The 19,338-nt window shown below is 46.9% G+C and carries 11 protein-coding genes; 6 read left to right on the plus strand and 5 right to left on the minus strand.

Annotation, left to right across the window (positions count from 1 at the left end; all coding sequences use genetic code 11):
• Nucleotides 1-564 precede the first annotated feature (564 nt).
• The 5 genes from QE390_RS21885 to QE390_RS21905 form a co-directional block, all read right to left on the minus strand.
• On the minus strand, nt 565-3,150 hold the full coding sequence (locus QE390_RS21885) for a M14 family metallopeptidase (protein ID WP_307143864.1): 2,586 nt from the start codon (nt 3,148-3,150) through the stop codon (nt 565-567).
• 21 nt (nt 3,151-3,171) lie between these two features.
• Nucleotides 3,172-4,515: a RagB/SusD family nutrient uptake outer membrane protein gene (locus QE390_RS21890; protein ID WP_307143865.1), complete on the minus strand. Its 1,344-nt coding sequence runs from the start codon at nt 4,513-4,515 to the stop codon at nt 3,172-3,174.
• Nucleotides 4,516-4,526: 11 nt separating this feature from the next.
• Nucleotides 4,527-7,577: a TonB-dependent receptor gene (locus tag QE390_RS21895; RefSeq protein ID WP_307143866.1), complete on the minus strand. Its 3,051-nt coding sequence runs from the start codon at nt 7,575-7,577 to the stop codon at nt 4,527-4,529.
• A 109-nt stretch (nt 7,578-7,686) separates the two neighbouring features.
• Complete coding sequence (locus QE390_RS21900; RefSeq protein ID WP_307143867.1) at nt 7,687-8,493, minus strand: SDR family oxidoreductase; 807 nt, start codon at nt 8,491-8,493, stop codon at nt 7,687-7,689.
• 62 nt (nt 8,494-8,555) lie between these two features.
• Nucleotides 8,556-9,422 (minus strand): phytanoyl-CoA dioxygenase family protein, encoded by an 867-nt coding sequence (locus tag QE390_RS21905; RefSeq protein ID WP_307143868.1) that lies wholly within the window; start codon nt 9,420-9,422, stop codon nt 8,556-8,558.
• Nucleotides 9,423-10,372: 950 nt separating this feature from the next.
• Between QE390_RS21905 and QE390_RS21910 the strand changes: the two genes are divergently transcribed.
• From QE390_RS21910 to QE390_RS21935, 6 genes are all read left to right on the plus strand, one after another.
• A complete protein-coding gene (locus QE390_RS21910; RefSeq protein WP_307143869.1) occupies nt 10,373-10,942 on the plus strand; it encodes an RNA polymerase sigma factor in 570 nt (189 codons plus the stop codon).
• A 587-nt stretch (nt 10,943-11,529) separates the two neighbouring features.
• Nucleotides 11,530-12,534 (plus strand): FecR family protein, encoded by a 1,005-nt coding sequence (locus QE390_RS21915; protein ID WP_307143870.1) that lies wholly within the window; start codon nt 11,530-11,532, stop codon nt 12,532-12,534.
• A gap of 50 nt (nt 12,535-12,584) precedes the next feature.
• Nucleotides 12,585-15,782: a SusC/RagA family TonB-linked outer membrane protein gene (locus QE390_RS21920; protein ID WP_307143871.1), complete on the plus strand. Its 3,198-nt coding sequence runs from the start codon at nt 12,585-12,587 to the stop codon at nt 15,780-15,782.
• 60 nt (nt 15,783-15,842) lie between these two features.
• Nucleotides 15,843-17,270, plus strand: coding sequence for a RagB/SusD family nutrient uptake outer membrane protein (locus QE390_RS21925; RefSeq protein ID WP_307144008.1), 1,428 nt, complete (start codon nt 15,843-15,845; stop codon nt 17,268-17,270).
• 48 nt (nt 17,271-17,318) lie between these two features.
• On the plus strand, nt 17,319-17,933 hold the full coding sequence (locus tag QE390_RS21930; protein WP_307143872.1) for a hypothetical protein: 615 nt from the start codon (nt 17,319-17,321) through the stop codon (nt 17,931-17,933).
• Between the two features lie 67 nt (nt 17,934-18,000).
• Nucleotides 18,001-19,122, plus strand: a complete 1,122-nt coding sequence (locus tag QE390_RS21935) for a cytochrome-c peroxidase (protein WP_307143873.1) — start codon at nt 18,001-18,003, stop codon at nt 19,120-19,122.
• Nucleotides 19,123-19,338 lie beyond the last annotated feature (216 nt).

Raw genomic sequence — 19,338 nt, forward strand, 5'->3', positions numbered from 1 at the left:
ATTGTGAAGCTTACTAAACGAGCCAAACTATTCTAAGATTTATACTATTTACTTTAACTCAAGTATTTTTATATTGACGAATACTATTCCATCTATTTTCTATTATTAACTAATGCAAACCCGTTTTTTCCCATGGCTGGTGAGGACACCAGCCATTTTTCTAAGAAGCAAGTTTTGTAACGGAAAGTAGTTATAGTTGATAAAGACACCAACCAGGGTGGCAGGCTAACATCGTTTCCCATGGCTGGTGTCATCACCAGACCTTTTTGGAAGCAAGTTTTATATTGAAAAGTAGTTTTGGTTGATGAGGACACCAACCAGGGTGGCAGGCTAACATCGTTTCCCATGGCTGGTGTCATCACCAGACCTTTTTGGAAGCAAGTTTTTTATTGGAAAGTAGTTTTGGTTGGTGAGGACACCAACCACGGCGATTGGTAATGGGTTCCCATGGCTGGTGTCTTCACCAGACATTTTTATGTAGAAGCGTTTCAGTTTTTAACGTCAAACATAAAAGGTTACTCTCGTAGTGAAAGTAACCTTTTTATGTTTGGCATTATCGTGTTATTATTTCTCTTCTGCTCCCTGAAAACCGGATTGTAACTGAATCAAATTTCCGTAGAAAATAGCGTTCAGGAAAAGTCGATTCGTGCCGTGCCAGTAATGGCGATACGTGGGATCTTCCGCAAAAGCAATGACCTTCCCCTGTCCACTCTGACCAATGAGAATGGAAGCCGTGTTATTGATTTTGGCGATGTTATCCTTCGTAATGTACCCGCTGATGTACGACGAAGGCAGGTATTGAGCCACCGTAGCATATTTGTCCTTGCTGGGTAACAGAATCGTAGTTCCCGTTTTAGTGAAGTAGATTTTGCGATTACTTAAGCCAAAAGCTACGGGGTTTGAGATGTCAATATCAGCCAGGAAAATACCACCATTGATTCGTTTCGGTGCATCCGTTTCTGATTTTAAGGCATAATCCACGCGAGTAGTTACTCCTTTTTTCGTAGCTGAGGAATCAACGTAAGCCCGTTCGTGAAGCAGTCCCTGAGTAATGGCCCATTCTGAAGCCGTGCGGAACGTAATCAGTGTTCCTCCACGGGCTACCCAGCTTTTAATAGCGTCGGCGGTCGGTTTACTGAGTTCCCGGTAGTTTCCATTCGGTAACACCAGTACATTATAACGATCCAGCGAAACCCGGCCCAACGCATTGACATCCAGTTTGGAAACAGGTAACTGCAAGTGTTCATTCAGCAAAAACCAGACTTGTCCGGCTTCGGCCAGTCCACCCGTACTTCCGGTAATCAGGGCTACTTCGGGTTTACGAATGGGAACAATGTTATTACTGCCCAGATCAATCCCTTCCACACTGAAACCCGTCGTCGTTCCGGCAAAAGTTACCTGTGCTTTCGTCGCGGCTTCGCTGACCAAAGCATAGAGGCTGTCGGGACTAATGGTTTGTCCAGCCACGGGAATCACGAGTGATCCATACGCAAATTTCTGATTTCCAGTCGTAGTTTTACTGGTAAAAGGCTTGAGAGCCGTTTTTACCAATACCCCTTTCGATACCAAATAATACAAAGCCCGCGAAGCATTATATTCCGACCAGTTCAGCAAATACGCCAGCGAAGCTTTCCCCCCCGCCACGCTTCCTTTTACGTCAGGAACGGCTGTAACGGCTTCACTCAGCGAAGGAACTGAGGTTAGTTTAGCGTATGCCAAGCCATAGGCATGAGCCACCGACCAGGACGTGTTATCATAAAAGACACTGTCTTTGAGTTTGGGGGTTTCTTCAAATAAAGAGTGAACGATTCGGAAAAAAGGCTGCTCGGAAGGAACAACATAGGCATGTCCTTTTTCAAATTTCTTGCCTTCTACGGTTAAATCTGAGTTCAGAGGATACACTTTCAGGCGGTGACGAAGCACAAGGGAAAGTAACTTGTTGGTCAAACTCACATCCCGGCTATCCCCAAAAACAAAACCCTTCGCGGGATTTGCTTTCCCCTGCGTCACGGCGGATTTGAAGAAATCCTTTTGCAGTTTGAATAGGTTTTCTTTCTCGGCTAATGCTCCTTTCAGCGTGGCGAGTCCGGTTACTAAATGGTTGCGTACGGTAAAGGCAAACGTAACCGGGCCGGATGTACTTTCCTGCACCAAGCCCCGCGAGCTGCCCTGTTCGAAGGTAACGCCGACCGCCCCGAAAAAGTCGGGATAGGTTGAACCGTAAATGGGCGACAGGTTATCGAAAGCCTCTTTCGTAAAATACAGCGAACCAATTTCATCCAGTGCTTCGGCGTGGTATTTCGCCAGTGTCGCATTGAAATCATACGAAGCCCGGGGTAATAAGGGGCTCTCATGACCCGCCGGAGTAGGCTCGAAATAATACGTGCTGTTCGTTCCCATTTCGTGAAAGTCAATGTGCACATTAGGATACCAGCGATGCGAGAAATCAACGCGATTTTTGCTTTCGATCTGCTCGGCACTCAGCCAGTCGCGGTTCAGATCGGTGAAATAATGGTTCACCCGGCCTCCCGGAAAAGCCTGATTATGTTCCAGATCGGCAGGGTCACTCACCGGTGGAAACGATTTATAGGCATTATGCCAGTTGGCCGCCCGATCCCGACCGTCAGGGTTTTGCGAAGGGTCAATCAAAATCACCGCTTCTTTCAGGTAATTAGCCGTTTGCTGACTTTGATTGGCTGCGAGGTAATAGGCCGTTAACAAAGCCGTTTCACCACCCGAAGTCTCGGCTCCGTGAACGCTGTATCCTAATAATACCACCACCGGATCGTTCTTGTCCAGATTGGGTTTGGAGGGATCCAGTACGGTGAGGTGTTTCTGTCGAATCTGTTCGAGTTTCCCGTAGTTTTCGGGGGAAGTGATCGTCAGAATAATCTGTGGACGTTCTTCGTAGGTTTTCCCGATTACCTCGACGTGAGCTTTCCCCCCCGACGTACGTTCCAGCTCTCTGAAGTAAGCCACAATCTGATCGTGACGGGTATAATGTGTTCCAATGGGATATCCCAGAAACTGCTCGGGTGAAGGTACTTTCGGGTCAAAATTCCCGGATTTCGGGAAAAAGTAGTTTTGCTGGGCCCAGAGTAGCGGACTGGTTAATACCAGAAGGAAGGTAAAGAGATTCCGTTTTTTCATTTGGGAAAAGGTTACAACAGGTTAATAGCCAGGGTTTTGTTCCAGATCTGGATCAGAAAGTACGTCCTGGTAAGGAAAAGGAAATACCCAGTAATTGGTATTGGCAAGCCCGAGCACCGCTCCGACCCGACCCGTTCGCACGAGGTCAAACCAGCGGTGAGCCTCAAAGGCAAATTCCAGATTATTCTCTTCTTCAATGGCTAATAATAACTCGGCCTGCGTGGCGACGGTTGAAGCCGGCACATCGACCCGGGCCCGCACCGTATTCAAATCCGACAACGCCTGACTCAGCTTGTTTTGCTGGGCTCTGGCTTCGGCTCGAATCAGGTATAACTCGGCAATCCGAATGAGATAAGCCGGGTCGGTACTCGTACTGGACGTGTTGTATAAAACGCCGTACACGTTGTTACCCGTTCCCGCCAGCAAGGCACTGCGGCTACCGCCCTGGTTGGGGTTAGTCAGCTTTGCAATCAGCGTAGGGGATGGCTTCAGCGTATACTGTCCGCCCAGGGAGCTGGGGTACCACAGGTTCCAGTATGAATTTCGGTTATTAATGGAGAAACTAAGTTCAAAAACCGATTCCTGACTTAAAAACGGCGACGTAAAAAAGTTTTTATACGGCTTAACCAGGCTATACTTTCGGTTATCAATCACTTGCGAAGCATAGGTTTCGGCATCGGTCCACTGTTTGCGATACAAGTGCAAGCGGGCACGCAAGGCCCGGGCCACACTTTTCTGAGCCCGGTTTCGGGTGGCGGCATCTTCGGGTAATAACTCTTCAGCTTTGATTAAATCGGCCAATACCTGATCGTAGGTCTGTTCGAGCGTCGAGCGTTTAATGCCTTTCAAATCGTCCAGATTCAGGGTAGGTTTAAGCTGTAACTGCACACCACCCCAACCCCGAGCCAGATCAAAATAACCTAGAGCTCGAATGAAATAGGCTTCCCCCACAATGGTATTTTTCTCGGTCGCACTCAGGTTCGGGTCGCTTACTTGCGGAACGTAGGTAATGATGCTGTTAGCCGTATTTACTGCCCGGTATATACTCTGATACACATCCAGCGTAATGGCATTATCGGGGGTAACGGCGTTCTGGTCCAGTTGCAGGTATTGGCTTAGCGTTCCATTGAAAACCACGTTATCGGTCGTGATGGTACCTAACGTCGGATAACTGCTGGCGTAGTAACTTTGCACGCGTGCATAGGCACCATTGATGGCCGCCCGGGCTGTTCCGGCGTCGGTAATAGCACTAGCTGCGGGCAGGGCATTACTAGGATACTCTTCCAGGTATTTCTGGCAGGAAGTAAAGCTCAGCAAAGTAAAAACAACCGCGAGTTTACTCCAGGGTTTATATAACTTTTTCATCAAGGCATCAATTAAAGAGTAAGACTTAAGCCCACCAAAAAGGTACGGGGTTGAGGCACCGTGGCCCAGTCGTAACCAGCCGTATTCTGGTTATTACTCTGCGAGCTTACTTCGGGATCGAGCCCGGTGAATTTGGTGAAGGTTAACAAGTTAGCTCCCTGCACGTATATCCGGGCAGATGAAAGACGGGCTTTCTGAACCAGACTAGTGGGCAGGTTATAGTTCAAAGCCACATTCCGCAGACGAATGAAGGAACCGTCGAGCAGATACCGCGAACTCTGGTTGGCTACATTACCCCCGTAATTATTGGAGGCCCCACCGTTAACCGTTGGGTTACCGCTGTAGGTTGTCAGCCGTGGAATGTCCGTTACGTCACCGGGGTTTTGCCAGCGTTCCAGTTGTCGGGGAATGAAGCCGATGAAGTTCTGCGTTCCGCCGTGCACCAGGAAGAAATCGTGCATGCTCATAATCTTATTACCCTGCTGGAAGTAGAAAAGGAAGTTCAGATCAAATCGTTTGTAGGAAAGTGTATTCGTCAAACCTCCACTGAATTTTGGCAGAGCATTCCCTACAATCTGACGGTCGGCGGAGGTAATAATGCCGTCTTTGTTCACGTCCTCATACACGGCATTACCCGTTTGCGGATCGACGTATAACTGCTTGTATAACTGGAAAGAGTTGACGGAATAGCCCTGACGTAAAATCGAGATGTTTCGCCCGGAAGCTCCCTGAGCAATATCCGAAGCCAGTTTTTCAATCCGGTTGCGGTTGAAGGAAATATTGAAATCCGTTGACCAACGGAAGTCTTTACCCGCAAAATTTTCGGAATGAATCGAGAATTCCACACCCTTATTACTGACGGCTCCGTAGTTCTGCAAATAAGTCGTGAAACCGGAACGCGAAGGAACGGGTACGTTCAGGAGTAAGTCGTAGGTGTACTTATTATAGTAATCAAAGATAAAACTCAGTCGATTTTGCAGGAAACTAAACTCCGTTCCGATGTCTATCTGACGGGTGGTTTCCCAGGTTAAGCGACGGTTCTCGAGCTGCGAAGGGGCAATCCCCGCTGCATCCAGGTAATTGAAACCCGAAGACCACAGGCCCTGAGCCGCGTAGGAACCAATGCCGTTCTGATTACCGCTTAGGCCCCAACTGGCCCGGAATTTCAGATCACTCAATACATTCTGGTTTTTCAGGAAAGCTTCGTTACCTGCATTCCAGGCAAATCCGCCGGAGGGGAAGTAACCCCAACGACGATCTGCTCCAAACTTAGATGAAGCGTCGGCCCGCAAACTGGCATCAAACGTGAATCGACCGTCGTAGGTATAGGTCGCTTTTCCAAAGAAAGAAACCAGCTTATTTTTATTCCGGCTGGACGAACCCGTCGTGGTTGCTGCCACGTCAATACTGGTCAGATCGTTACTGGCAAAATTCTGACCAAAGGCACTGGTTCCTTCATAACGAACGGTATTAAACGTGTTCCCAATCAGGGCATTGATGCGGTGTTTCTCTCCGAAGGACTTGATATACGTCAGTACCTGCTCGTTCGTTAAAATCAGGTTTTTGGTTTCATAGGAAGAAGCAGAACCCTTCGATGCAATGCCTGCCGCAATGAGCGTGTTGCTGTAATTATTCTCATACATATCACTGTTATCCACGCTCCAGCTACTACGCAAGACCAGTTCGGGCAGAATGGTCAGTTCAGCAAAAACATTCCCAATCGTCCGCCATCCCACGGCATTGTTATTCAGATTCTTGATGAGGGCAATGTGATTATCGAAACTTCCCGAACGAGCGTAGGTGCCGTCTTCGTTATAAATCGGCAGATATGAACGCGGAAAAATCGCCGAGTTAATGACGCCCGTCGGGTTATTATCGTTACTACTGACGTTCCGATACGTCCGGGAAATGTTAATGCTATTCCCCAGTTTGAGTTTACTTGTCAGGTAATTGTCGTAGTTGAAGCGAAGGGTATACCGCTCAAAACCTGATGGTTTCACAATCGATTCCTGATTGGTATAACTTAAACCCGCAAAGTAGGTACTCTGAGCAGAGCCTCCCTGAGCGGATAAATCATAGTTAGCCGTAGAAGCTACTCTAAAAATATCGCTGATGCGATCATACGTTGGAACGTTGCTGGGGTCTGGGAAAGGTAAGGTCACCGTCGAAGGATCTAGGCCACGATCAATCGCTGTATTTCGAACCGACTCGTTTACCAGCGTAGCCGTTTCTGGCCCGGTCGTGGCCTGGAATTTCTTTGCCGCCGAAGACCAGCCGTGTGAAACATTGGCGGTGATTTTTGCTTTGGTATTCAGTCGACCGCGTTTGGTCGTTACAATTACCACGCCATTCGCTCCGAGCGACCCATAAATAGCGGTTGCATTGGCATCTTTTAACACCTGAATGCTCTCAATATCAGCGGGATTAATGTCCGCCAGCGGATTTGACTGTTGTTGCTGACCAATACTGGTTCGAATGGGTTCGGAGTTACTAACAAATACACCATCAATCACATATAAAGGATCAACCGAGGCATTGATGGAGTTATTGCCGCGAATACGAAAAGTGATACCGCCACCGGGAACACCCGAATTGGAATTTACCTGAACACCCGTCAGTTTTCCCTGCAAAAGCTGATTGAACCCTGCCGCCGCCGGAATATTTTTCAAATCATCACCATTGATTTTAGCTACAGAACCGACAATTTCCTTGCGATTCTGCGTACTGTAACCCGTAATCACTACATCATTCAGTACTTTACTATCCGGCTGAAGCTGTACGGTAAGGTTGGTCTGGGAAGTAATGGGAACCTCCTGCGTTTCGTACCCAATGTAACTGATTCGCAGGGTTTTGTTTCCTGATGAAAGGGTTAACTGAAAAAAACCGCTGGCATCCGTCAAGGTGGCATTTGAAGTGCCGGAAATCTGGACGGTAGCTCCCACTAAAGGTTCCTGATCGGGCGTAAGAACGCGGCCTTTAAGCTGGCGTTGCTGAGCAAAGAGAGGCTGAAAAAATAGCAATCCTGCCAGAAGCAGGACGTTTTTTATTAAAAGTTGATTCATAATTACATTCAATAATTTACTGAGAAGGGAAGATTAAGAAAGGCAAGGCCCGGGCGGAGCGTGTATTTGAAACATGGACATACCGTTACGTTTTTGATAATCAGAATAATTACAATACTGTCACCAGCGTTCTTTCCGTTTTGGGCTTATACAGATTCCCAACGACCCGTTCAATCAGACGCATAGGAACTATTCGGGGTAACCACGCTCCGACCTGGTTGAGGAAACCCGGGACTACTTCAGCTCTACCCGAAAACAACGCTTTTATGGCGATTTCAGCCACTACATCGGGATTCATGTGAACCTTGCTGGCAGTCTGTTTAAGCGATTCTCCCATGCGAGCCCGATCTACGAAACCCGTGTCCGTGCTGCCCGGACTCAGCATAGTTACACTCACGTTTGAACCGCGTAACTCATGTCGCAGGCCCCGCGTAAACGAAAGAACGAAGGCCTTGGAAGCCGCGTAGACGGTCAGGTAAGGCACCGTTTGATAAGCCGTGGTGCTACAGACATTGAGCAAATAGGCTTTTTCCTGTTTACGTAAGGTGGGTAAAAACGCGTGGGTAATCTGCATGACCGCCCGCACGTTGACATTGACTATATCAAGTTGTTCATTGATGTCGAGGTCTTCGAAGCTGCCATTCAGCCCAAATCCGGCATTGTTCACCAGCACTTCCAGATTCGGTGTGATTTGTTTTTGCCAGATGGTGACAACCCGCAAAAATCCCGGCAGGGCTAAATCAATGGTCAAGACATGGACGTTCCGGGCATACGTATTTCGCAGGTAGTCAGCCGTCTGATAGAGCTTTTCTTCCTGAAAATCAACTAGTAACAAATCATACTTTCGCTGAGCAAGCTGCTCAGCCAGCGACCGTCCTATTCCCTGAGCGGCCCCGGTAACTAGGGCGTATGGCATATGAAAAACGTCTAGAGTGAAAAGAAAAGCAGTCCTTGCCAGAAGCAAGGACCGTTAACGGATTAACTTAAAAAGCGAGCAATTCCGGGTTGCCAGTTTTTATTCAACCAGCCGGATAAAGAGGGTTTCGGTAGCTTGATACTGCCTAGTTTATGGTAAAACGGTGTTGGACTTTCGGCGTGTTTGGGACTGTATTCTCCCGTAATAATCGGGATGTACATAACCCGGCGGCGGCTTTTTTCACCGATAAAGGGGGATTGCTGCACGCGATGCCAAAGGCGGCCATCGTGGATGGTGAGGTCGCCTGCCTCGATTTCAAAGCCTGTTTCTTTGGGATCGGGATTATTATCAATGAAGTATTTTTTACGGAACAGTAACTTCCAGATGCTCTGCTCATGGGTGCCCGTCAGCACTCGCAACCCACCATTGGCCTGCGAGCAATCATCCAGGTGCAGACCCACATTCAACATGGGTTGAATTCGAGTTCCTAAAAATAAATCGCGGGGGCTATCCGTGTGCCAGCCTAGTTGCTTGAACTGGCTGGTGGGCGTATTGACGTAATGGTTGACGACTAAACCATCTTTTTCATTCTCTCCAATGCGACCCTCATAAGGACCGAGTAATTCCAGTAATAATTGAAAACGAGGATCTCTCAGGAAATCACGTAGCTTCTGGCTATAGTGTGAGGTAAAGGCCAACCGTTGAATCATCCGGTCACCGCGTTCGTTTTCGCCGAATTTCAAGGGAATACCGTTTACTTTTTCAGTGTTAGTTTTTAGTAAATGCTGTTCTACGCGGTTTACTTCCCGAATGAATTCCTGCACCGTAGCCCGGTCTACAAACTGCTTGAATTGAATGATGCCGTGGGTTTTAAAATACTGACGCTGTTCTTCGGTTAAAGCTTTATTGAAAACGAATGTCTGACTCATGATTTCCTGATTTTGAATTGATAAGAAACAATACTTCCCCGACTCTATTCGCTGAGAAAGAGCTGATTAGGGTACTTAATCGAGAAAAGCAGGTTATTTACAACACAAAGAGGAGCGAAGCCGGAGGTTAATTAAAACCCATTCGTAGTTCTCTAACATAGCCGCAGATTTGAATGACGGTTCAAAGAAAGAGGATGTATTTTTTAAAAACAATAGTCTACTAAATCTATTTATTTGATAGACTAATAAGATTTTATTAATGTACTGATTTACAATTCAATAGAGAATAAAAAAATTTTAGCGAAAGGCTACCCATGAGTGTTGAAGAAGGGGAAGGAAGCCTCTTCCCGCTTGGAGGACCATTGGAACAAGGGTTTACGCAGCCATCTGCGTCGAGAGCGAAGAATGTCCCCGGATTTCATCCGGGGCTATCCGTATTGAACCCCGCTGGGGTTTTGTCATAAACCTTTTAACAACAACCCCAGCGGGGTTGAATTATGAGTAGCCCCGGATGAAATCCGGGGACATCGCGGGGACACGGTTGGTCATGACAATTATCTCCTACCTAAAGGATACATCATTACGTAATCATCCGCATCTGTCATCCAGAGCGAAGCGAAGGATCTGATGATCTTTGTCGAGCTGGTTGGGGCAGGTGGTAACTGGATGAAGCTAGGCCCTTCCACCCAAGGTCCGATTTGCATGAAAGTGTTCAATCTAACGGTTAGACCGCTTCTAAAAATTCTTTCTCTTCTACTCATCGTTTCTGTAACCCGCCTAGTATTTAGTTACGTTGCCTTTTCTTTCATGGGCTATACGTGGATAACTTCAAGGCTTCTAGCCAACCTTACGCTCACTCCTGTTCATTCATCAATTACCAGGAGCTGAGTACTATTCAGTGAAATTATTTATAATGATTATAAATAATTAATTTACCTTTGTGCCCTCTTATGGCAGCAAGCACGGAACAAATACATTGGCAACACTTGAAAATGGGCGATCGGGAGGCATTCATGTTTCTCTACGAATCTCATTATCAGGCTTTATTTGCCTTTGGCTGCCGGGTTATTGCCGACCGCGAGTTAGTGAAAGATACCATCCACGAACTCTTCTGTGAACTCTGGGATCGGCGTTCGCGTCTGCCTGAAGTTGACAATGTCAAGGCCTATCTCTTCACTTCTCTCAAGCGAAAATTACTCAGAGAAAATCAGGATGTTTTTGCCTCACTGAGTGATACAACGGCAGGGCCCGTCGAGCGTTCTTACGAAGAAACGCTGGTGGAGATGCAGTCGGATGACGATAACAAACGCCGGGTGCAGCACTTGTTAAGTAAGCTTACGCCGGGTCAGTTGGAAATGATTCGACTCAAGTATTATGAACAATTAAGTTACGAAGCTATTGCTCAACGCCTACAGCTTCAACCCCGAACCGTGTATAATCAGGTTTCGGAAGCCCTAAAAACCCTCCGTAAGCATATTCAGGTGTTGAGCAGCCTGTTGCTTTTTATCTTCGTTCGTTAAAAACCGGTCTGACATCTAGAATGAAGACCTGCACGCGAATCGGACCCTGGGTGGAAGGGACTAGCTTCATCCAGTTACTACCTGCCCCAACCAGCTCGACAAAGATCATCAGATCCTTCGCTTCGCTCTGGATGACAGATGCGGATGATTACGTAATGATGTATCCTTTAGGTAGGAGATAATTGTCATGACCAACCGTGTCCCCGCGATGTCCCCGGATTTCATCCAGGGCTATCCAGCCTGGGGCTATTCATATTCAACCCCGCTGGGGTTGTTGTTAAGATTGTTACAATAGGGTTACGACCAATGACCCCGGAGGGGTTCAATACGGATAGCCCCGGATGAAATCCGGGGACATTCACGCTTCGCTCTCGACGACAGAGAGTTGCTAAGCCCTTGTTCCAACGATCTCCCAAGCGGAAAGAGGCTTCCTTTCTTTTATTTAACGTTTATGGTTAAACCTTCCCTAAGAAAAAAATTTATTATTTCACTGATTATCAATCCATTAAAAATTAATTATAAAAAAGATTGAATTTAGTCGGTAAAAAAAGCCGCTTTTCTGCACTGGTAAGCAAACGAGTATATTCATGGAACATTACCAGGCGGAAGATTTTGCAGCCGAAGCGTCATTCATTGCGTATTACCTGAAGTCAGATCCCGAAGCCGTCGCTTTCTGGGAGCACTGGATTCGTACGCATCCTGAAAAACTGGATGAAATCGTCGCTGCCGAAAATCTGCTGGATTTGCTCGCTCTGCGACTCCCTAGTGAAGAATTTGAGCAGGAAAAAGAACGGATGCGTCAATACCTAGATACGCCCGTCATTCCGCACATACAGCGTTCCAGCCGCAAACCCTGGCTGGCGGCAGCCTCGGTATTACTTATACTGGGACTGGTAGGCGGACTACTCTATTTCAATCGTAGCAATCCGTCCGTACCTCCTGCAAAAGTGGAGTGGGTTCATCATTCGAACCCGAACGGTAAGAAAACACGACTTACTTTATCGGACGGAAGTACGGTTATTCTGAATGCAGCCAGTACAATTCATTACCCTAAAACTTTCCATTCGAATGTTCGGGAAATTAGGCTGGAAGGAGAAGCTTTTTTCTCCGTCGCTCACGACTCCACTAAACCTTTCATCGTACAGACGGGCGAGTTATCGACGAGCGTATTAGGCACGGAATTCAACGTTTCGGCTTATTCCCCTGCTGATCAGGTTACCGTTTCGCTACATCGGGGAAAGGTTCAGGTTGAGAATGCACTTCGGCAGCGACTCGTATTAATGCCCGGTCAGCAGGCGATTTTTCAAACGACTACTCAGAAATTAACCCGAACATCCTTCGATTCTCTGGCCGTTAGTGGCTGGAAAGAGGGGTATCTGGTCTTCAAAAATGCTGACTTCAAAACCGTAGCTCAGGCCATTGAGCGAATGTACGGCTACGAAGTAATCCTTAAAAACCCCAACCCAACCTGGCATTACACGGGTAGCTTCTTCCGCGAAGAAATGCAACGGGTCATTGAAAATATCTCCTTCTCTAAACACCTGACTTATACCATCCATCATCGTAAGATTTATTTAAGTGCGGAGAAATGAATGTTAGATTAACAGGGCTACTCCTAGCCTTTTGGGTTGGTCTCGGTTTTATGCAAAAAACGGAGGCTCAACAACTTTCTTTCCAGTTAAAGCAGGCGGGGCTAACGAGTATTTTCTCGGAAATTGAAAAACAGGCGGGTGTACAATTCAACTACGACACCCAGGATATTCACGCTACCCGCCGGTATACGTTTGTTAGTCGAGGACCCCTGCCCGTCATTCTGCGGGATTTGTCGGCATTGACCAGCCTCTCGTTCCGCAAGGAAGGAAATCGTATTCTGGTTCGTCCGCAAAGCGTGCGTCGCGTAACCGGAACGGTGCTGGACCAAGCGGATAAAAAACCGCTTCCTGGCGTTTCGGTTCGATCTCTCCATGGAAAAGTCATCGGTGTTACGAATGCCGAAGGGTATTATTCATCGATTGTAGCCGCATCAGACCTTGAAAATACCCAGCTCGAATTTCGGATGGTGGGCATGAAGCCCGTTGTATCCAAACCCCTGGGTTCTCAAAGCACGATTAACGTAGAAATGGAGTCTGACTTCCAGCAGATGAACGAACTGGTAGTTACAAACGCCTATACCAACGGCACGCCAAAGGAAGAAGTCATCGGTAGTATTTCTCAGGTAACCGCCAAAGAGTTACAACCTTATCGCCCCATCGAAAGCATTGACAAAATGCTGGAAGGCTTAGCCGCTGGCGTGTACGTCGAACCTAATACGCAGCTCGGTACTCCGGTAAAAATTAACATTCGCGGGCAGGGTACGTTAATACCCGTTGGTGGCGGCAGGACCACCTCTACGCAACCTTTATACGTGATCGATGGAATACCCATCATGGAACAGGAACGTGGGGATGCCGCAAGCATTTTTAATGGCGAAACGCTTATCAATCCCATTGCCGGGATTAACCCTCACGACATTGCGTCGATTTCCATTTTGAAAGATGCTTCCGCTACTACGATTTATGGAGCAAATGCAGCCAATGGCGTTATCATCATTACTACGAAGTCTGGCTCAGCAGGGCGAACGGCTGCCCATGTTTCCATCTCGCGGGGGGTATCCAGCTTTATTAATCGGATGAAGTTATTAAGCGGCCCTGAGTTTTACATGCTTAAACGAGAAGCTCTGATTAACGATGGTTTTTCAGAATCTCAGGCCAGTACCCAAGCAGGCAGTTCGACCATAAATACGGACTGGCTTGGATTAACGACACGTAATGCCTCTTACACAGCTGTCAACGCGGATGTTTCTGGAGGAAAAGAAGGTTTAAATTATCGGTTTTCGACGGGCTATCGTTACCAGCAAGCCAGTGCCATGAGTAACGATATGCAGCAAGTTAATCTGAGTTTGAAGGTTAACAGCGTCCTGAATAAGAAGTTGAAGTTTGGCATTACGTTATCGCCTACTTTCTCCAAAAAGAATGGAATAGATAATTTCGAGAATAACGCTTATTTACCTCCCAATCTCAACCCCTATGACTCGGACGGAAACTTTACTACGTTTTTGGGAGTCCCTAATCCGCTGGCAGTATTAGCTCAGAATGAGAATGTTAATCATACCATTAGTTTCAATGGTAACTCGAATATTCATTACGCCCTCACGCCATCCTTCACGCTGTCGGGAACGATTGGGACTAATTTCTCGCAGGGGAAGCAGGTTAAATATTTTTCGGCCAAAAACGCTACGGGCAGTACCGTCGGCGGACGCTTACAGATTTTCGACCGTCAAACCCTCGGCTGGTTAGGATATATCCAGGGTAATTATTCTAAAACGTTCCTCGAAAATCATTCGATACACATCATTGCCGGAATGGAAGCTCAGGACCAGAGCACCGTATTACTGGCGGGCTCGGGTTCTAACTTCACCTATGATCGGATTCGGGAGCTTGGACAGGCCACTAACCGAACCACTTCTTCTTCCAGACAGGAAAATGCCACTGTTTCCTATTACACGCAGGGAAACTATGACTTCAGAAAGAAGTACCTATTCACCACAAGCTTACGAGCCGATCAGTCTTCCATGTTTGGCAGTGATTTCAGTCTGGCTCTTAATTCAGCGGTTGGCTTTAGCTGGATTGTCAGCAAAGAGTCCTTTCTACAGGATCATTCTACGATCAACTTCCTGAAAATCCGAACCAGCTATGGCTCAACCGGAAACTCGCGGATTGGTTCTTATGCGGCCCGAGGTTTATATAATTTTGGCTACGGTAACTACAATGGCTACGTTGCCGCCATTCCTGAATCTGCTTCCGCCTCCAATCCTAATCTAGGATGGGAAAGAAATATCAAGCTGAATTTGGGCATTGACGCTACGCTTTTTAATCGGCTCTCGCTCACTGCGGAATATTACAACAACACCATTCATGATCTAATCTCTAGTGTAGAAGTTCCGCTGGAAACGGGTTATAGCTCCATTTCGGTAAATACGGCTAAAATGCGAAATCAGGGAGTTGACGTGACGCTAAAAATGGACATCCTCCAGAAGCAATCCTTTCGCTGGCAGTCCACTTTTACCGCGGGTTTAAATCGTAATAAGGTTCTACGCTATAACGGGGGCTACACTTCCATTTTTAATGATCCTGCTACTACCACGGCAGAGGCAAATGCTGCCATAAGGGAAGGTTATAGTACTACGGCCATTTGGGGTATTCTGTGGGGTGGTGTTAATCCTGAAACGGGCGAAGAGCAATTCTATGCCCCGGATGGTAACCTAGTCACTCGTACAGCCATTCGTGCGTATCCCCGTTCCAGTTACGTCGTGCTGGGGGATCGATTACCCACAGTTCAGGGCGGGTGGATTAACTCCTTATCCTACAAAAACGTATCCCTGAGCATTAATCTCCTTTACAACATCGGTGGAAATATGATGGAATCCACCCGGTTTCTTGCCGATGGAAAGAATCTGGAACATTCCAACATGAGTGTCAATCTGCTGGATCGCTGGCAGCAGCCGGGTGATGTAACTCAGGTGTCCAGATTGTCAATTAAAAAGGGACTGGTAACTAATTCATCCCGTTACCTGCGAGACCTGACTAATCTAAAGCTTTCAAATATTACACTCCACTATTCCTTACCGGGTAGCCTTACCAAACGTCTTCGCATGCAGGGGGTTTCTGCTTTTGTCAACGCAACGAATGTGGCCTACTGGTATAAGGAAAAAAGTCCCGCTGGACGGAATGGTATCCGGGAAACCCGCTTTACGTTCCCGGAAGCCCGGACCATTAGTGCAGGTTTAAACCTTAGCTTATAACGAATCATGACTGTTTCCTTGACCAAAAGCAGAGGTTTGAAACTGAGCCTTCTGTGTTTGATGATTTTTTTGACTAACTGCCAGGCCTTACTTGACAAAGAACCACAGAATAAGATTTCTCTGGAAGAAACCTTTCAGGACATTGAATCGGCAACCGTAGCCTTGAGTGGAGCGTATCGGTCGCTGTTTGATTTGAGTTACCTAAATGGCAATCGCCTGCTGTATCCAGACGTTGCGGGTGGTAATATCAAACATGCAACGCTGAGCAATGCCCGATTACTGGATGTGTATAATCTGGCCGCTGATCCCGGTAATGAAGATACCGAAACCAGTTCGTCTTCGGGTGGGATGAACAGTACTTATTCTCAGTTATACTCCATTCTCAATAATCTCAACAACATCATTACCAAAGTTCCTGCGATTACCAACGGCACGGCACGCACGCGTACACGGCTAGTGGCGGAAGCAACCGCTCTGCGGGCCATGATTCATTTTGATTTGGTTTTACTCTACGCTCAGCCCTATACGTATACTTCGGATGCCTCGCATCCCGGCATTATCCTGAACCTAAAACCCATTCTGGTCAGTGAGTCGCAACGCCCACGCCAGACGGTAGCGGAATGTTATGAAGCGATCATCGAAGACCTGAATCAAGCACTGGTGTTGTTTGAAAATAGCACGGCCATCTGGAGTTCGGGAAGTACGAAGAATTACATGAACCCATCCGTAGTTCAGGCATTACTGGCTCGGGTTTACTTGAATCAAGGCGACTGGCAACAGGCTTATACGTACGCTAACACGATCATTACCAGTAACGTGTTTAGTCTGTACACCAACCAGAATTACGTAAGTTCCTGGACGCAGAAAAATACGAGCGAAGCCATTTTTGAGGTTTCTGTTCCATCGAATTACAATACGACCAGCCTCGGTAGCTTTTTCGATGTTACTTCAGCCGGAGCCAGTAATAATTTCCTTCAAATGGCCGCCACCAATGATCTGCTTGATTTATACGCAGCGACTGACGTTCGCAATAAGTCAAGTTTGTATACGACTACCACGCTTGCGAATACAGTCTATTCTTTTTGCAACAAGTATAACCGGGGCAATGAGAATTCGACGGGCATCAAAGTGATTCGCTTATCCGAAATGTATCTAATTCGGGCTGAGGCTGAAGCTCACCTGAATAACTTCACTCAGGCCTACCAGGACTTAAATACCATTCGTCAGCGAGCCGATCCTTCGGCTACTGCTTTATCGGGTACTAATCAGCAGGAATTACTGAATCTGATTTATCTGGAACGTCGCAAGGAGCTTTGTTTCGAAGGCTTTCTGATGCTGGACCTCGCCCGAACCAAGCAAAACCTGAATCGGCAGGATTGTCAGGGAATCCGCTGTAGTTTAACCTACCCTTCGGATTATTTCATTCTGCCCCTACCCGCCAAAACGGTTTTGGTGAACCCCTTTATAGCACAAAACCCAGGCTATTAATCCCCTGATTACCCATTTGTTGAACTATTCATTCCAATTATTTCTATCATGAAAATGCTGCGATTACTTCCTTTCTTCCTTGCCGGAGTCTTAATGCTGAACAGCTGTTCCAAAGATAATAAGACCGTTGAACCGGAACCCGAAGAGGCCGCCGCTTCCACCGAAGTTATTAACGTATTTCACAAATCTGAACAGTATTATCAGATGTACGTCTACCGCTATGATTCAACCGCTACGAAGTGGACAAACCGGATTGGTTCTCATTTTTCAACCATTCCGGCGGATGATCCAACCTATATCGGTTTTACCAACCCCAACGTGGTTGATAGTGGAGTCAATCTGTTTGGGATGGTAACCTTATACACATCAGAGATTGGATCTAACAACATCAAAACAGCTAAAATTAACGCGGAAAAAGTGCTTCAGTTTTTCCCGGACGAGGTAGGTTCAACCAAAGGTAAAGTCAAAGTGCTAACTCAGGATATCACCATCACCCGGAGCGTGGGCACAACGTTTAAAATTGGTATTAGTGGCGAAGGTACTTACGATGCGAATACGAAGGTAATTGACCTGATCGTCAATTTTAATGAAACGGCTATCGGTGGAAAAGCAAAGGTTTCCCACACATACAAACTAAGCGTCAATGCATTAACGCTTAACTGATTGATTACGAATACCATAACTTCCCGAAAGCTCCACACTTTCGGGAAGTTGAATCAGAGCAAAACACATGAGAATTTCATTACTGCTTTCGCTGGCCTTTTTCCTGATCATTACTGCTTTTCAGAAGGAATATAGCATCGAAGAACTTCGGGAATTATACAGCAGCGGAGACGTTTCCCGCTGGCCCAAACCCGATCTGGATACTTCGGTGGTAAAGACCTTTCAGGAAATTGGTGTGCTGGGAAAAGCCGAATTCCCGGCCCATAACCCCTATTCGGAAGCGAAAGCAAAGCTGGGAAAACTCCTGTTTTTTGATCCCCGATTATCCGCCTCCAAACAGATTTCCTGTGCCAATTGCCACGATCCAGAGTTAGGCTGGGGCGATGGTCGGCATTTGTCCTTTGGGCATAATCGTCAGAATGGCAAACGCAATGCCATGACCATTTTAAATACTGCTCATTACAAAACGCTGTTCTGGGATGGCCGGGCGGCAAGTCTGGAAGAGCAGGTAAGCTTTCCGGTGCAGGATCCTAAAGAAATGGCTCAAAATCTCAGGACTATGCAGCGGAACGTTCGAAAGGTGAAAGGGTATCGACCTTACTTTAAGGAAGCCTTTGGCACCGATCAGGTAACCATCGAACGAATTCAGCAGGCCATTGCCACGTTTGAGCGAACCATTGTGAGTCCGCCGAGTCGGTTTGACCGATTTGTTCAGGGAAACGCAAAGGCTTTGTCTGACGATGAAGTGATGGGGCTACACCTTTTCCGCACCAAAGCCCGCTGCATTAACTGCCATAACTCGCCGCTATTCTCGGATAACCAATTTCACAACGACGGACAGACCTTATACGGTTCTTCCCAGCAGGATTTTGGTAAATATCTGCAAACGGGTAACCCAGAGGATGTAGGGAAATTTCGAACGCCTTCGCTGCGGGAAGTGTTCCGAACCGGCCCCTGGATGCACCACGGTAACTTTCCCACCCTTCGTGATGTGGTGGAGTATTACAATCTGGGTAACCCCTCTCCTATTCAGAAGCGGGTCCTAGTGGATGAGCGGCTTCGTCCGGTAACTTCGCCGATCTTGCGGAAACTTCATCTAACCAAACCGGAGCAATTACAGCTAGAAGCTTTTCTCAAAGCTATTTCGGTTCCTTCGCAAAAGATGAATCCCTTTGATTTACCGCAGTAAAGCTCTATCATTACTTCCTGATAATCTTATGTAGCTATGGATTTGACAACCCCTTCCTCCAACCTTTTTCTCTGGTCATTAATTCTGGGAATTTATGCTTTGTTGTATCTACTGAGTTTTCTGCTAGTCATAAGAGAAAAAGGGCTCTCTCCGTTGTTGAAAGGGGCGGTAGCTCTTGTATTACTAGTTACTCCTTTCATCGGTCCCATTTTATAT

The sequence above is a fragment of the Siphonobacter sp. SORGH_AS_1065 genome (genome assembly GCF_030818595.1).
GTDB lineage: Bacteria > Bacteroidota > Bacteroidia > Cytophagales > Spirosomataceae > Siphonobacter.

Bases quoted from the DNA above. Each gene is read 5' to 3' on its own strand.
- QE390_RS21885 (WP_307143864.1), bottom strand. From the start codon at position 3,150: ATGAAAAAACGGAATCTCTTTACCTTCCTTCTGGTATTAACCAGTCCG.
- QE390_RS21890 (WP_307143865.1), bottom strand. From the start codon at position 4,515: ATGAAAAAGTTATATAAACCCTGGAGTAAACTCGCGGTTGTTTTTACT.
- QE390_RS21895 (WP_307143866.1), bottom strand. From the start codon at position 7,577: ATGAATCAACTTTTAATAAAAAACGTCCTGCTTCTGGCAGGATTGCTA.
- QE390_RS21900 (WP_307143867.1), bottom strand. From the start codon at position 8,493: ATGCCATACGCCCTAGTTACCGGGGCCGCTCAGGGAATAGGACGGTCG.
- QE390_RS21905 (WP_307143868.1), bottom strand. From the start codon at position 9,422: ATGAGTCAGACATTCGTTTTCAATAAAGCTTTAACCGAAGAACAGCGT.
- QE390_RS21910 (WP_307143869.1), top strand. From the start codon at position 10,373: ATGGCAGCAAGCACGGAACAAATACATTGGCAACACTTGAAAATGGGC.
- QE390_RS21915 (WP_307143870.1), top strand. From the start codon at position 11,530: ATGGAACATTACCAGGCGGAAGATTTTGCAGCCGAAGCGTCATTCATT.
- QE390_RS21920 (WP_307143871.1), top strand. From the start codon at position 12,585: ATGCAAAAAACGGAGGCTCAACAACTTTCTTTCCAGTTAAAGCAGGCG.
- QE390_RS21925 (WP_307144008.1), top strand. From the start codon at position 15,843: ATGATTTTTTTGACTAACTGCCAGGCCTTACTTGACAAAGAACCACAG.
- QE390_RS21930 (WP_307143872.1), top strand. From the start codon at position 17,319: ATGAAAATGCTGCGATTACTTCCTTTCTTCCTTGCCGGAGTCTTAATG.
- QE390_RS21935 (WP_307143873.1), top strand. From the start codon at position 18,001: ATGAGAATTTCATTACTGCTTTCGCTGGCCTTTTTCCTGATCATTACT.